This is a genomic window from Streptomyces sp. NPDC086080, from assembly GCF_044540255.1.
In the GTDB taxonomy this organism is placed as follows: Bacteria; Actinomycetota; Actinomycetes; order Streptomycetales; family Streptomycetaceae; genus Streptomyces.
On sequence record NZ_JBITRU010000015.1, the window covers coordinates 43,041 to 56,422 of the forward strand.

Consider the following 13,382-nt stretch of genomic DNA (forward strand, 5'->3'; position numbering starts at 1 on the left):
CCCCGATCCTGCCACCCGGCAGCGCCGGCCGGGACACGGCGGGGGTGTCCCGGCCGCGCGGCGGTCGCCCCTGGTGCATTCGGGTGACCGCGCCCGTAATCTGTATCGACTGCGGTCGCACCTTACCGAGCCCTCCGGAGACCTCGTGGCCAGCCCTTACCGCGCCCTGTTCGCCGCACCCGGCACCAAGGCCTTCTCCGCCGCGGGGTTCCTCGGCCGGATGCCGCTGTCCATGATGGGCATCGGCGTGGTGACGATGATCTCCCAGCTCACCGGGCGGTACGGACTGGCCGGCGCCCTGACGGCGACGATCGCCCTCGCGGCGGCGGTGGCGGGTCCGCAGGTCTCGCGCCTGGTGGACCGGTACGGGCAGCGGCGGGTGTTGCGCCCGGCGACCCTGATCTCGCTGACCGCGGCGGCGGTGCTGCTGTTCGCCGCGCACTACGCGTGGCCGGAGTGGGTGCTGTTCGCCGCGTGTGTCGGCATCGGGTGCGTGCCGAGCGTCGGCGCGATGGTCCGGGCCCGCTGGGCGGCCCTGTACCGGGGTACTCCCCACCTGCACACCGCGTACTCCTTCGAGTCCGTGGTGGACGAGGTCTGCTTCATCTTCGGGCCGATCGTCTCCATCGGGCTGTCCACGGCCTGGTTCCCGGAGGCCGGCCCGCTGCTCGCGGCCTGCTTCCTGGCGGCCGGTGTCTTCTGGCTGACCTCGCAGCACGCCACCGAACCCGAGCCGCACCCGCGCGAGCACAAGGGGGGCGGTTCGGCGCTGCGTTCCGGGGGACTTCAGGTGCTGGTCGCGACGTTCGTGGCGACGGGGGCGATCTTCGGCGCCGTGGACGTGGTCACCGTGGCCTTCGCCGAGGAGCGGGGGCACAAGGCGGCCGCCAGCCTGGTGCTCTCCGTGTACGCGCTGGGCTCGTGCGTGGCGGGGGCCGTGTTCGGGCTGCTGCGGTTCGCCGGGGCACCGGAACGTCGTTGGCTCCTGGGCATCTGCGCCATGGCCGTGAGTATGATCCCACTCCTACTGGTCGGAAACTTGCCGTTTCTGGCCGTGGCGCTGTTCGTTGCGGGACTGGCCATCGCTCCGACGATGATCACGACGATGTCCCTCATCGAAGAGCACGTACCACGCGCGCAGCTCACCGAGGGCATGACCTGGGTGAGCACCGGGCTGGCTGCCGGGGTCGCGGCCGGCTCCTCCGTGGCCGGCTGGGTGATCGACGCGGCCGGGGCGCGTGCCGGGTACGGGGTTCCGGCGGTGGCCGGGGCCGTCGCGGTCGCGGTCGGTTTCCTCGGGCACCGCCGGCTCAAGCGGCCGGCTCCGGGTCGGGGAGGCTCCGTTGGGCAGCACAGCGAGCGCGAGGAACGGCACATGGCGTAACTGGGGAGGCACCGTCTCCGCGCGCCCCGCGCGGGAGGTCGCGCCCGCCTCGGTCGACGAGCTGACGGCCGCCGTGCGCCGGGCCGCCGAGGACGGCCTGCCGGTGAAACCGGTCGGCAGCGGCCACTCCTTCACGTCCATAGCCGCCACCGACGGGGTGCTGATCCGCCCCCACCTGCTGACCGGCATCCGTGACATCGACCGGGAGGCCGGCACGGTGACGGCCGAGGCCGGCACCCCGCTCAAGAGGCTCAACGTGGCCCTCGCGCGGGAGGGACTGTCGCTGACCAACATGGGCGACATCATGGAGCAGACGGTCTCCGGGGCCACCAGCACCGGCACGCACGGCACGGGCCGCGACTCCGCCTCCATCGCCGCGCAGATCAAGGGTCTGGAGCTGGTCACCGCCGACGGGTCGGTGCTCACCTGTTCCGAGAAGGAGAATCCGGACGTCTTCGCGGCCGCGCGGATCGGTCTCGGCGCCCTCGGCATCGTCACCGCGGTCACCTTCGCCGTGGAGCCGGTCTTTCTGCTCACGGCCCGTGAGGAGCCGATGCCCTTCGACCGGGTCTGCGCCGAGTTCGAACAACTGCACGCCGAGAACGAGCACTTCGAGTTCTACTGGTTTCCGCACACCGGCAACACCAACACCAAGCGGAACAACCGCAGTGCGGGTCCGGAGCGGCCGGTCCCGCAACTCAAGGGCTGGTTCGAGGACGAATTCCTCTCCAACGGCGTCTTCCAGGTGGCGAACTGGGTCGGCCGCGCCGTGCCCGCGACCATTCCGGCCCTCGCACAGATCTCCAGCAAGGCCCTGTCCTCGCGGACCTACACCGACATTCCCTACAAGGTGTTCACCTCGCCGCGCCGGGTGCGCTTCGTGGAAATGGAGTACGCCGTCCCGCGCGAGGCCCTGGTGGAGACGCTGCGGGAACTGAAGGCGATGATCGACCGCTCACCGCTGAAGGTCAGCTTCCCGGTCGAGGTGCGCACCGCGCCGGCCGACGACATCACGCTGTCCACGGCGTCCGGCCGCGACACCGCCTACGTCGCCGTCCACATGTTCAAGGGCACCCCCTATCGGGGGTATTTCACCGCCGCCGAGCGCATCTTCACCGCCCACGAAGGGCGGCCGCACTGGGGGAAGATCCACACCCGGGACGCCGAGTACTTCTCCCGGGTGTATCCGCGCTTCGAGGAATTCACGGCGCTCCGGGACCGCCTCGATCCGGAACGCCGGTTCCGGAACGACTACTTGCGGAGGGTCCTGGGGTCGTAGAAGATTCATTGCGCGGCGCGCCAATCCGCGCACGTGGCCCAAATGGAGTACTGTTGCGAGCCCTGGGTCCGGTCTCCCGTCAGGGTGCCCGGGACCGTAAAGGACCGCCGGGAGGGGGCTAGTTGCACACGCTGACGCAGTTGGTCACTGAGCGTTGCGAATAGATTACCGTGACATAACGGCGTTCCAGGGCCCGCGCCCGACACGCCGGGTAACTCGGCAAGGTTGTGGCAGGCTGCACCCGGGCAGGCCACACTCGACTAGCGGAAGCAGCGACGCACGTGACGTCGGCAGGCACCACCCGGGAGGTCCCCATGCCCGAACTGCGTGTCGTGGCCGTCTCGAATGACGGCACACGGCTGGTGCTGAAGGCTGCGGACAGCACGGAGTACACGCTTCCGATCGACGAGCGGCTCCGGGCCGCCGTGCGCGGCGACCGTCCGCGCCTCGGCCAGATCGAGATCGAGGTGGAGAGCCATCTCCGCCCCCGTGACATCCAGGCCCGTATAAGGGCCGGCGCGACCGCGGAAGAGGTCGCACAGATGGCCGGCATCCCCGTGGACCGCGTACGCCGGTTCGAGGGCCCCGTCCTGGCAGAGCGCGCGTTCATGGCCGAGCGCGCCCGCAAGACCTCGGTCCGCCGCCCCGGTGAGAACTCCGGTCCGCCGCTCGGTGAGGCCGTACAGGAGCGGCTGCTGCTGCGCGGCGCGGAGAAGGACACCATTCAGTGGGACTCCTGGCGCCGCGACGACGGCACCTGGGAAGTGCTGCTGGTCTACCTGGTCGCGGGTGAACCGCACTCGGCGAGCTGGACGTACGACCCGCCCCGGCGGCTCGTCCAGGCCGTCGACGACGAGGCCCGCTCACTCATCGGCGAGTCCGACGATCTCGCCGCGCCCGAGCCCAGCTTCCCGTTCGTCCCGCGGATCGCGCGGCTGCCGCGCGACCGTCCGCTGGACCGCCCCGGCGACCGCGAGCGGCCGGGCCTGCCCGCGCCGGTGTCCGATCCCGCGGAGGAGCCCACGACGGCCACGGCCTCCAGCGAACGGGACTCGCTGACCAGCCTCCTGGAAGCGGTGCCGAGCTTCCGGGGCGACCTGGTGGTGCCCGAGCGCACGCCCGAGCCCGCACCCGAGGAACCGGAGTCCGAGCCCGAGGCGGAGGAGCCACCGGCTCCCGCGGCGTCCGCCGGTTCCGCCTACGCGGACGTCCTCATGCCGCGTTCCGTCGGCAGCCACCGGGACCGTCTCATCGGCTCGACCGACCGTCAGGCCGAGGCGGACGGCGTCCGCCCGGGCCGCCGCGCGGCGGTACCGAGTTGGGACGAGATCGTGTTCGGGACCCGGCGGAAGAAGCAGGAGTAAGCCGTTCGGGCTGTCCGCGAGGGCAAGCGGTTGACGACGGATCGACCTCCGAGGGGCGCACGCCGGATGGCGGGCGCCCCCGGATTTCCCCTCCCGGCTACTGCGGGTCCGGGCCCACCGCCACCGGCCGGTCCGGGTCCGAGGACCACTCCGACCAGGAACCGACGTAGAGCTCCGCCGGGATGCCCGCGACCGCCAGCGCCAGCACCTCGTGCGCGCCGGAGACACCCGAGCCGCAGTACACGCCGACCGGCGCGCTCCCCGACACGCCCAGACCCTTGAAGCGGGCGGCCAGTTCGGCGGCCGGCCGGAATCGGCCGTCGGAGCCGACGTTCTCCGTGGTGGGCGCCGAGACCGCGCCCGGAATGTGCCCGCCGACCCGGTCGATCGGCTCCACCTCGCCGCGGTACCGCTCCCCCGCGCGGGCGTCCAGCAGTACTCCCGAACGCGCCAGCGCCGCCGCGCCGTCGGCGTCCAGCAGTCCGGTCTCCCCCGGCACCGGCGCGAAGTCCCCCTCGTCCGGCTGCGGCACCGACGTCTCCAACGGGCCCTCCCAGGACGGCAACCCGCCGTCGAGGACCCGCACGTCCGGGTGACCCGTCCAGCGCAGCAGCCACCACGCGCGGGCCGCACCCCAGCCCATGCCCCCGTCGTACACGACGACCGGCGTCGCGGACGACACGCCCGCCCGCCGCATCGCCGCACCGAACACCGCGAGGTCCGGCAGCGGATGGCGACCGTGCCCGCCCGGCGCGGACGCCAACTCCTCGTCCAGGTCGACGAAGACGGCACCGGGAAGATGCCCGGCCAGGTACGCGGCCCGCCCGTCGAACGGCGGTTCACCGGCCGCCCGGGACGTGCTGAGCTGCCAGCGGACGTCGAGCAGCACCGGCGGATTCCCGCCCATCAGTTCGCTCGCGAGTTCGGATGCGGAGAGGATGGCGTTCATGGTCACCATCCTCGCCCATGGGGTGGCCGAGTCGCCCGCGTCCCGCTACTCTGCACGGCCGGACAGGACCGGTCACGAGGCGTACGGGACCGGGCACATACGGTGTCGGCATCGGCGCGGAAACGATCCGCCGAGCGGACGGGACACGCCCCCAGGGGCCGAGAGGACACGGCCGCCGCCATGGGCGGCCGGGAAAAGAGCGACGATGACCGACGCATGGTGGAACGCCCGTCCGAACGGTGCGGCATCCGCCCGGCCCACACCCGGCACCCCCTGCTGGGCGAGCCTGATGGTGCACGGACTGGAGGCGACGGAGGAGTTCTACGGAGCTCTGTTCGGATGGGAGTTCCGTCCCGGCCCCAGGCAACTGGGGCCGTACGTACGCGCCTTACTGGACGGGCACGCGGTGGCCGGCATCGGTGTGCTGCCCCCGGACCACCGCCTGCCCCTCGCCTGGACGCCCTACTTCGCCTCGGACGACGTCGACGCGACGGCCGACGCGGTGCGCTCGTGCGGCGGCACGATCGGGGTGGGCCCGCTGGACGCCGCCGACGCCGGACGCCTGGCGATCGGCTCCGACCCCTGCGGCGCCGTCTTCGGCATCTGGCAGCCGGGCGCGCACACGGGCACCGCGGTCACCGGGGTACCCGGCACGCCCGCCTGGAACGAACTGACGACCTACGAGTCCACCCACGTACCCAAGTTCTACGAGACCGTGTTCGGCTACGACGAGGAGCGCACCGTCTCCGCCGACCGCGACCACGTCACCCTGCGCCTGAACGGCCGCCCCGTCGCCGCCGTCCACGGCCTGGGCGACTCCCTGCCCCGGGACCGGGGTCCGCACTGGACGACGTACTTCGCCGTGGCCGACGCCGAGGACGCGGTGGAGCGGGTCCTCCGCCTCGGCGGTCAGGTGCTCACCCCGCCCCACGACGCCGACCACGGCCGTGCCGCCCTGGTGGCCGACCCGCAGGGAGCACGGTTCGCGGTGACGCAGAACCCGCGCTGACGCGCGCCGCGCGGGCGGCCCGGCTCCTCCCGTCCGCCCGCGCCCCATGTACGCGGAGGTCCGTACGGCGGGCGGCGACCACTCCGTGCCGACCACCGTCCGGCCCCGGGTGACGCCCCGGGCTACTCCGCATCAGCCCGTTCCGGACGGGCCCACTGCCCCGTCGTGACGTCGCCGAGCAGTCGCCGACCGACGGCAGTGCAGGGGTGGTCGGTCCCTGGGCCGCGTTCGCGCCAGGTCCACCACGAGAGCCGTCGGCCGCCCGCGCCGCGAGATCCACATGCCATGTGCCGACAGCCCTCTGGGCTCAGGAAACGGCACGCCGGACGTCCACTCCCCCCGCCCTTCGCCCCGGCGGCGCGTCCGGGCGCCCTGTCGCACCCCGTTCCGGCTCCGTGGTCGGCGTTCCGGCGGTCTTGCGGAAAGCGTTGACACCCATGGGGGGCGTCAGTACATTTCCGCGAAACCGATCGATCGATCGATCGATCGGGCTGACGGTGTGACCCTGAGAGCCCTGGCGATACGGAGACCCGGATATGAGAAGTGCTGTCAGACGTGCGGTGATGGTTCTGGCGTGCTGCCTGGTGGCGGCCACGACGACTGCCTGCGGTGGGGGATCCTCCGAGCCCTCCGACTCGTCGGAGTACCAGCTCGTCGAGAACGGCAAGCTGACCTTCGGGATGAGCGGGCAGTACCGGCCGTTCAACTACTACGAGAAGGACGGCAAGCTGGCCGGATTCGACGTGGATCTCGGCGGTGAGGTCGCGGAGCGCCTGGGTCTCACCCCCAACCCCGTCACCGGCCCGTTCAACTCACTGGTCGCAGGACTGAAAGCCAAGCGCTACGACTTGATCATCGGATCGATGTCGCCGACTCCGGAGCGCAAGGAGCAGGTCGACTTCACCAACGACTACTACGTCTCCGGTGCGCAGCTGTTCGTGAGCGACGACTCCACGGTCACCTCGGTCGACGGACTGCGCAAGGCGACCGTCGGGGTGGTGCTCGGCACCACCTTCGAGGACTACGCCAAGAAGCAGTCCGGGATCACCGAGGTCAAGACGTACTCGAGTGACAGCGAGGTGCTGACCGACCTGGCCAATGGCCGGCTCGACGCGGCGATCACCACCAAGCTGCTCGGCCTGTACCAGATCAAGCAGGCGGACCTCAAGATCAAGGCGGTCGGCCCGATCCTGTTCCCGGACCCTGCGGCGATCGCCGGCCGCAAGGACAACTCCAAGCTCACCGCCAAGCTGGACGAGATCCTCGCGGAGATCAAGAACGACGGCACCTACGCCGAGCTCAGCGAGAAGTGGTTCGGGGTGGACATCAGTCAGGGCGACTCCTGATCGGCGCGGCACCATCCGATGTTGACTGCTGAGGAGGGATGCCATGTCCGTTCTGGACGGGTTCAAGAATTCCGCGCCGCTGATGCTCGAAGGGTTGAAGATCACCCTCGAACTGGCCGTGCTCGGAGTGGTGTTCGCCCTGGTCCTGGGGCTGCTGGTCGCCTGGATGCGGATGAGCCGGCTGGCCGTCCTGCGGCTGCCGGCGCAGGGCTACCTTGCACTGATCAGGGGCACACCCCTGGTGGCCCAGCTCTTTGTCATCTACTACGGGCTTGTCACGCTGGTCAACATCTCCGCGTTCTGGTCCGCGGTCATCGGTCTGGCCGTGCACAACGCGGCCTACCTGGCGGAGATCTTCCGGTCCGGTGTGCAATCGGTACCCCGAGGGCAGAGCGAGTCGGCACGCTCACTGGGCATGAGCAAGACTCAGGCCATGCGGATCGTGGTCGCCCCGCAGGCGTTCAGGGCGATCCTGCCCTCGCTGGGCAACCAGTTCATCATCGCGATCAAGGACACCGCGGTCGCCTCGTTCATCACGGTCCCGGAGCTGTTCATGCAAGCGCAGAAGCTTGCCGCGGCGACCTACGAGCCCCTGACGTACTACCTCATCTCGGCCGTCTACTACCTGGTCATCGTGCTGATCCTGACGGCGCTGCTGCGCCGGCTGGAGCGCAGACACACCCGATACGCGATCTGAGAGGCGCGAGGACATGAACAGTCCCGACAACGGGGCCACGGAACCGCTGGTGCGCATGCGGCAGATCCGCAAGGCATACGGCGCGCACACCGTGCTCGACGGCGTCGACCTGGAGGTGGACACCGGCGAAGTCGTCGTACTGATCGGACCGTCGGGGGCCGGCAAGAGCACACTGCTGCGCTGTATCAACGGACTGGAGCGGATCGACTCGGGTGAGATCCTCATCGACGGCCGGCCGCTGCGGTACGAGGAGAAGGCGCTCAACCTGGTGCGACGTCAGGTCGGCATGGTCTTCCAGCACTTCAACCTGTGGCCGCACAAGTCGGTCCTGGACAACGTCATGACCGCTCCCGTCCGGGTCGCCGGGCGGGAGCGGGAGGAGGCCCGGGCCACCGCCACACGGCTGCTGGAGCAGGTGGGGCTCGGGCAGTTCGCCGACCGCTATCCGGCGAGCCTGTCCGGTGGTCAGCAGCAGCGGGTGGCCATCGCACGCGCGCTGGCGATGCGGCCCATGGTCATGCTCTTCGACGAACCGACGAGCGCGCTGGATCCGGAGCTGGTGGGTGAGGTGCTCGCGGTGATGCGGGACCTGGCAGAGGCCGGGACGACGATGGCCGTGGTCACCCACGAGATGCGGTTCGCTCGCAGTGTCGCCGATCGCATCGTGCTCATGGCGGACGGCGGAATCGCCGAACAGGGCTCTCCGGCGCAGGTGCTGGACGAGCCGGGCAGCGAGCGGGGCCGGGCATTCCTCCGCCAGGTGGAAAGGGTCTGAGCCGTGACACACAAGCGGGTTGCCGTGCACGTATCGAACGGGCGAGACGGGGACGGGACGGGCACGGGGGCGGAGGCGGGCCAGGACCCCGAGCCCGTGCGGTGCGAGACACTCGGCTCGGTGGCTGTGATCGAGCTGAACCGCCCGCACCGCCTCAACGCGGTCACCGACACGGTGGCCCGCGCGGTGGCCGCCGCCGTACGGCGAGCCGTCGACGAGGGCGCCCGGGCCATCCTGCTCACCGGGGCCGGCCGGGCGTTCTGCAGCGGCCACGATCTCAAGGAGCCGGTCCCGAAGGAGAACGCGCTGTCGGCCAGAGAACGACTGGAGCGCCTTCAGGATGTCACCCGGGCGATCAAACGGGCCCCGGTGCCGGTCATCGCCGCGGTCCATGGCTGGGCGGTGGGCGCGGGGTGCGAGTGGGCCGTCGCCTGCGACCTGGTCGTGGCCGCGGAGGGCACCCGGTTCTCCTTTCCCGAAGTCGGCGCCGGGCTGGCCGTCACCAACGGCGTCTCCCAGCTCCTGGGCGCGGTACTCGGCCCGCAGCGGGCCAAGTACCTGCTCATGACGGGTGCGGTGTTCACCGCGGAGGAGGCCCACGGCTGGGGAATGGTGAACGAGGTGGTGCCGGAGGGCGAGGAACGCCGGCGGGCGCTCGCCCTGGCCGAGAGCCTGCTCGACAAGCCGTCCATACCGCTGGCACTCGCCAAGGAGGGGATCGACCGCGGTCTGGGCGCCGGGCTGGAGGAAGCACTCACCATGGAGGTGGATCTGTCCATGCGGGTCGTCGACACCGAGGATCCGGGGCGGGACGCGACCGCGCAGGACCGGAAGTGGGGTACCGCGTGACCGGCAACGCATCCGCCGCACGGCAGCCGCGGACACTGGGAGACCTGCTCTCCCGGGCGGCCGCTCAATACGGCGAACGGATCGCATGGGTCTTCCCGGACGCCGACCGGCCGATGTGGACGTTCACCCAGATCGACAGGGCGGTGGACCGTATCGCGGCCCTGCTGCGCCGGCACGGTTCCCCGGGCGACCGGGTGGCGGTGATGCTGCCGAATGTGCCGGAGTTCCCGCTGGTGTGGCTGGCCGCGGCACGTTCGCGGCGGGTGATCGTTCCGATCAACACACGGACCGGGAGCACCGACGCGGCACACCTGCTGAGCGATGCCGAACCGTCGCTCGTGGTGACCGTCCCCGAACACCTCGCGGTGATCGGTGCCGCCGCGGACGAGGCGGGCATCGAGGTCACCACCGTGCTCACGGACCGGCTGCCGCTGGACGGGGCCGACGACGCGCACGACACCGCCGCCGGGCCGGCGCCGTCCGCCGAGGACAACGGGGAACCGGGTGACCTGGTCAACGTCCAGTACACATCCGGAACGTCCGGGCTGCCCAAGGGGTGCATGCTCAACCACCGGTACTGGCTCACGATCGGGCACGCGCTACGGGAGAACTTCCCGGGACTCGGTGAGCAGGACGTTCTCTACACGGCCCAGCCGTTCAGCTACATGGACCCGCAGTGGAACGTCGTGGCCGCGCTGCTGTCGGGCGCCCGGCTGGTGGTGGCCGACCGTTTCCGTGCCAGCCGGATGTGGGACGACGTCCGGCAGCACGGGGTCACGGTGTTCTACTGCCTCGGCATGATGCCGGCCGCCCTGCTGGCGCAGCCGCCGCACCCCCGCGACCGGGAGCACAAGGTGCGGGCGATCCTGGCGTCCGGGATTCCCACCGACCTGCACCGAGCACTGGAGGACCGCTGGGGCGCGCCGTGGTACGAGGCGTTCGGCATGACCGAGTCCGGTGCCGACCTCATCGTCACCCCCCAGGACCACGACGAGGTGGTCGGCACCGGCTGCATCGGCCGGCCGCAGCCCGGTAAACGGGTGGCCGTCGTGGACGGCGAGGACCGGCCCGTCCCGGTGGGTGAAGTGGGCGAACTGGTGATCAGCGGCACCGGACTGATGGATGGTTACTGGCGCCGGCCGGAGGCCAGCGCCGAGATCTTCCGGTCCGGCTGGCTGCACACCGGCGACCGGGTCCGGATGGACGGCGCGGGCCGGGTCCACTACCTGGGCCGGGCGAAGGACATGGTGCGCCGGTCGGGAGAGAACATCTCGGCACGGGAGGTCGAGGCACTCCTGGAGTCCCACCCGTCGGTGCGGGTCGCCGCGGTGGTGCCCGAGCCGGATCCCATCCGGGGCGAGGAGGTCAAGGTCTTCCTGGTGCCCGACGGCGACACCGTGCCGGACCTGCCGGAACTGCGGGAGTTCTGCCGTCGGCGGCTGGCGCCGTTCAAGGTTCCCCGCTACTGGTGCGTGCGTACGGAGCTGCCCGCCACCCCGTCGGAGCGGGTGGCCAAAGCCCAACTGCGGGCGGACCGCGAGCCCTGCTGGGACGCGGCCGGCGTCGGCGCCTCGGCGGCGAACGATCCGGGAGGACGGCGGTGACGGCCGTCGGGCGCGGCACGGCCGGCCCGGCGACCGACATCACCGGCCGGTACCGCACCACGACCGTCGTCGCCTGGGACGAGCTGGACGCCCTCGGCGTCCTGCACCACGCGCGGTTCGTCGTGCACGCCGAACGCGCCTTCAGCCGGCTCCTCGACGCCATGGGATACGCCTACCACTGCGACCCCGCGGTCCGGCCGGAACGCCATCACGTCGTGGCCGCGGTACGGCTCGCCTTCCGCCGTCCGGTCGAAGGGCCCGGCCCGCTCGACATCGAGCAGCGGGTGGAACACCTCGGGTGTACCAGCCTGGCCATGGCCTTCACCGTCACGGCGGCCGGCACCGGAGCCACCGTCGCCGAAGGAACCCGAACCGTGGTCCACGTCGACTGGGGCACCCGTCGGCCCCAACCCTGGAGCCCGGAGTTCCGGCAACGGCTGCACACCCTCTTCTCCGAGCACGACCTGGAGGCCCGCCCGTGAAGGTCGATGCCGTGTACCGCAATGCCCGCGTCCTCACCATGGACCGCGGCCGGCCGCGGGCGACCGCCTTCGCCACCCTGGCGGACCGGGTGGTCGCGGTCGGGGAGGAGGAGGTGACGGGCCTGTCCGCGAAGCGCACCGTCGACCTCGCGGGACGGTGCGTACTGCCGGGATTCCACGACGCGCACAACCACATGGCCTGGTACGGGCTCAGCCTCGGCGAACTCGACCTCGGCCCGGGACGGATGCGCAGTGTCGACGACATCTGCGCCGCGGTGGCCCGGGAGGCCGCCCGGCGGCCGCCGGGAGAGTGGATCATCGGGGCGGGTTACGACCAGAACCAGCTGGCCGGGGGGCACCCGACCGCGGAGAGCCTGGACAGGGCGGCACCGGACCACCCGGTGTGGCTCAAACACGCCAGTGGACACATGTGCGTGGTCAACTCGCTGGTGCTCGCCAGGTCCGGTGCCGCGACCGCCCCTGACCCCGACGGCGGATGCATCGTGCGCGACGCCTCGGGACGGCCCACCGGTCTCCTCCAGGAACGTGCCCAGGAACTGGTGCGCAGCCAGGTCTTCCCGTTCTCCGCGGACGTGCTGGCAGGCGCGATCGGAGCCGCCGCCCGCCGCTATGTTGCGGAGGGGATCACCTCCGTGCAGGAAGCGGGTATCGGAGGCGGCTGGATCGGCCACAGCGGCGTCGAGGTCGCGGCCTACCAGCAGGCACGGGACGAACGGCTGCTGCCCCTGCGGGTGACGCTCATGGTCGCCTCGGACGTACTGCATCCGCTGGACGCCCATGCCGACGATCCCTACCGGCTCGGACTCGACCTGGGGATGCGGACCGGTTTCGGTGACGACTGGCTCCGCCTCGGCGCGGTCAAGGTGTTCTCGGACGGTTCGCTGATCGGCCGCACAGCGGCGATGTGCCACGACTACACCGACGATCCCGGCAACCGGGGCTTCCTGCAGGCCGACGAGGACCGGCTGACCGCGACCGTCATCGCGGCCCACCGGGCCGGCTGGCAGGTCGCCACCCACGCGATCGGCGACCGGGCGGTGGACGTCGTACTGGCGGCGTACGCGGAGGCGCAACGCCGGTACCCGAGGAAGGATCCCAGGCACCGCATCGAACACTGCGCGATCACCTCGCCGGAGCAGGTGGAGCGGGTCGCCGGGCTCGGGGTGATCCCGGTACCGCAGGGCGCCCTGGTGCGCGAGGCAGGCGACGGCATGGCCGCTGCTCTGGGAGCGGACCGAGCGGACTGGTGCTACCGGGTCCGCAGCTTCCTCGACCACGGAGTGGTGGTGCCCGGCAGTTCGGACCGCCCGGTGGTCACCGGCGCGCCGCTGGCCAATGTGCACGCGCTGGTCACCCGGCGCACCGTCGGCGGGCGGTCACTGGCCCCGGACGAAGGGATCGACGTGGAGACCGCGCTGCGCAGCTACACGGTGGGATCGGCCTACGCGATGCGCGCCGAGCGGTCGCGTGGTCTGATCGCCCCGGGTTACCTCGCCGACTTCGTGGTGCTCGCGAAGGATCCGACGCAGGTGCCCGTGGACGAGCTCCCGGAGATCGAGGTCCTGGCAACGGTGGTGGGCGGGCGAACCGTTCACGACCTCGGCGTTCTGGCTTAGGGTGGGT

At 71.2% G+C, this 13,382-nt stretch carries 12 protein-coding genes; 11 read left to right on the forward strand and 1 reads right to left on the reverse strand.

Annotated features, from left to right (window positions below; all coding sequences use genetic code 11):
- Window positions 1-145: 145 nt before the first annotated feature.
- The 3 genes from ACIF9R_RS19110 (at window position 146) to sepH (ending at window position 4,027) form a co-directional block, all read left to right on the forward strand.
- Entirely contained in the window at window positions 146-1,384 is a 1,239-nt protein-coding gene (locus ACIF9R_RS19110) for an MFS transporter (protein ID WP_399981227.1), read from the forward strand.
- Window positions 1,344-2,663, forward strand: a complete 1,320-nt coding sequence (locus tag ACIF9R_RS19115) for a D-arabinono-1,4-lactone oxidase (protein ID WP_399981230.1) — start codon at window positions 1,344-1,346, stop codon at window positions 2,661-2,663. Before ACIF9R_RS19110 ends, ACIF9R_RS19115 begins: the two co-directional genes overlap by 41 nt.
- A gap of 314 nt (window positions 2,664-2,977) precedes the next feature.
- The gene (gene sepH / locus ACIF9R_RS19120; protein ID WP_399981233.1) at window positions 2,978-4,027 is read left to right on the forward strand and encodes a septation protein SepH; all 1,050 of its coding nucleotides are present in this window, start codon (window positions 2,978-2,980) and stop codon (window positions 4,025-4,027) included.
- A 97-nt stretch (window positions 4,028-4,124) separates the two neighbouring features.
- On the opposite strand, the gene ACIF9R_RS19125 is transcribed toward sepH, so the two are convergent.
- Window positions 4,125-4,976 carry a sulfurtransferase gene (locus ACIF9R_RS19125; RefSeq protein WP_399981236.1) on the reverse strand — a complete coding sequence of 284 codons (852 nt, stop codon included), beginning with the start codon at window positions 4,974-4,976 and terminating at the stop codon, window positions 4,125-4,127.
- A 205-nt stretch (window positions 4,977-5,181) separates the two neighbouring features.
- Between ACIF9R_RS19125 and ACIF9R_RS19130 the strand changes: the two genes are divergently transcribed.
- From ACIF9R_RS19130 to ACIF9R_RS19165, 8 genes are all read left to right on the forward strand, one after another.
- On the forward strand, window positions 5,182-5,985 hold the full coding sequence (locus tag ACIF9R_RS19130; RefSeq protein WP_399981239.1) for a VOC family protein: 804 nt from the start codon (window positions 5,182-5,184) through the stop codon (window positions 5,983-5,985).
- Between the two features lie 536 nt (window positions 5,986-6,521).
- Entirely contained in the window at window positions 6,522-7,331 is an 810-nt protein-coding gene (locus ACIF9R_RS19135) for an ABC transporter substrate-binding protein (RefSeq protein ID WP_399981241.1), read from the forward strand.
- A 43-nt stretch (window positions 7,332-7,374) separates the two neighbouring features.
- Entirely contained in the window at window positions 7,375-8,028 is a 654-nt protein-coding gene (locus tag ACIF9R_RS19140; RefSeq protein ID WP_399981243.1) for an amino acid ABC transporter permease, read from the forward strand.
- A gap of 13 nt (window positions 8,029-8,041) precedes the next feature.
- Window positions 8,042-8,803, forward strand: a complete 762-nt coding sequence (locus tag ACIF9R_RS19145) for an amino acid ABC transporter ATP-binding protein (protein ID WP_399981245.1) — start codon at window positions 8,042-8,044, stop codon at window positions 8,801-8,803.
- A gap of 120 nt (window positions 8,804-8,923) precedes the next feature.
- Complete coding sequence (locus tag ACIF9R_RS19150) at window positions 8,924-9,652, forward strand: enoyl-CoA hydratase/isomerase family protein (protein WP_399981248.1); 729 nt, start codon at window positions 8,924-8,926, stop codon at window positions 9,650-9,652.
- Window positions 9,649-11,256: an AMP-binding protein gene (locus tag ACIF9R_RS19155; RefSeq protein WP_399981251.1), complete on the forward strand. Its 1,608-nt coding sequence runs from the start codon at window positions 9,649-9,651 to the stop codon at window positions 11,254-11,256. Before ACIF9R_RS19150 ends, ACIF9R_RS19155 begins: the two co-directional genes overlap by 4 nt.
- Window positions 11,253-11,738, forward strand: a complete 486-nt coding sequence (locus tag ACIF9R_RS19160; protein WP_399981254.1) for an acyl-CoA thioesterase — start codon at window positions 11,253-11,255, stop codon at window positions 11,736-11,738. Before ACIF9R_RS19155 ends, ACIF9R_RS19160 begins: the two co-directional genes overlap by 4 nt.
- Window positions 11,735-13,375, forward strand: a complete 1,641-nt coding sequence (locus tag ACIF9R_RS19165; RefSeq protein ID WP_399981256.1) for an amidohydrolase — start codon at window positions 11,735-11,737, stop codon at window positions 13,373-13,375. Before ACIF9R_RS19160 ends, ACIF9R_RS19165 begins: the two co-directional genes overlap by 4 nt.
- Window positions 13,376-13,382 lie beyond the last annotated feature (7 nt).

Coding starts and splice junctions, on each gene's coding strand:
- ACIF9R_RS19125 (WP_399981236.1), bottom strand. CDS start 4,976: ATGAACGCCATCCTCTCCGCATCCGAACTCGCGAGCGAACTGATGGGC.
- ACIF9R_RS19145 (WP_399981245.1), top strand. CDS start 8,042: ATGAACAGTCCCGACAACGGGGCCACGGAACCGCTGGTGCGCATGCGG.
- ACIF9R_RS19135 (WP_399981241.1), top strand. CDS start 6,522: ATGAGAAGTGCTGTCAGACGTGCGGTGATGGTTCTGGCGTGCTGCCTG.
- sepH (WP_399981233.1), top strand. CDS start 2,978: ATGCCCGAACTGCGTGTCGTGGCCGTCTCGAATGACGGCACACGGCTG.
- ACIF9R_RS19140 (WP_399981243.1), top strand. CDS start 7,375: ATGTCCGTTCTGGACGGGTTCAAGAATTCCGCGCCGCTGATGCTCGAA.
- ACIF9R_RS19130 (WP_399981239.1), top strand. CDS start 5,182: ATGACCGACGCATGGTGGAACGCCCGTCCGAACGGTGCGGCATCCGCC.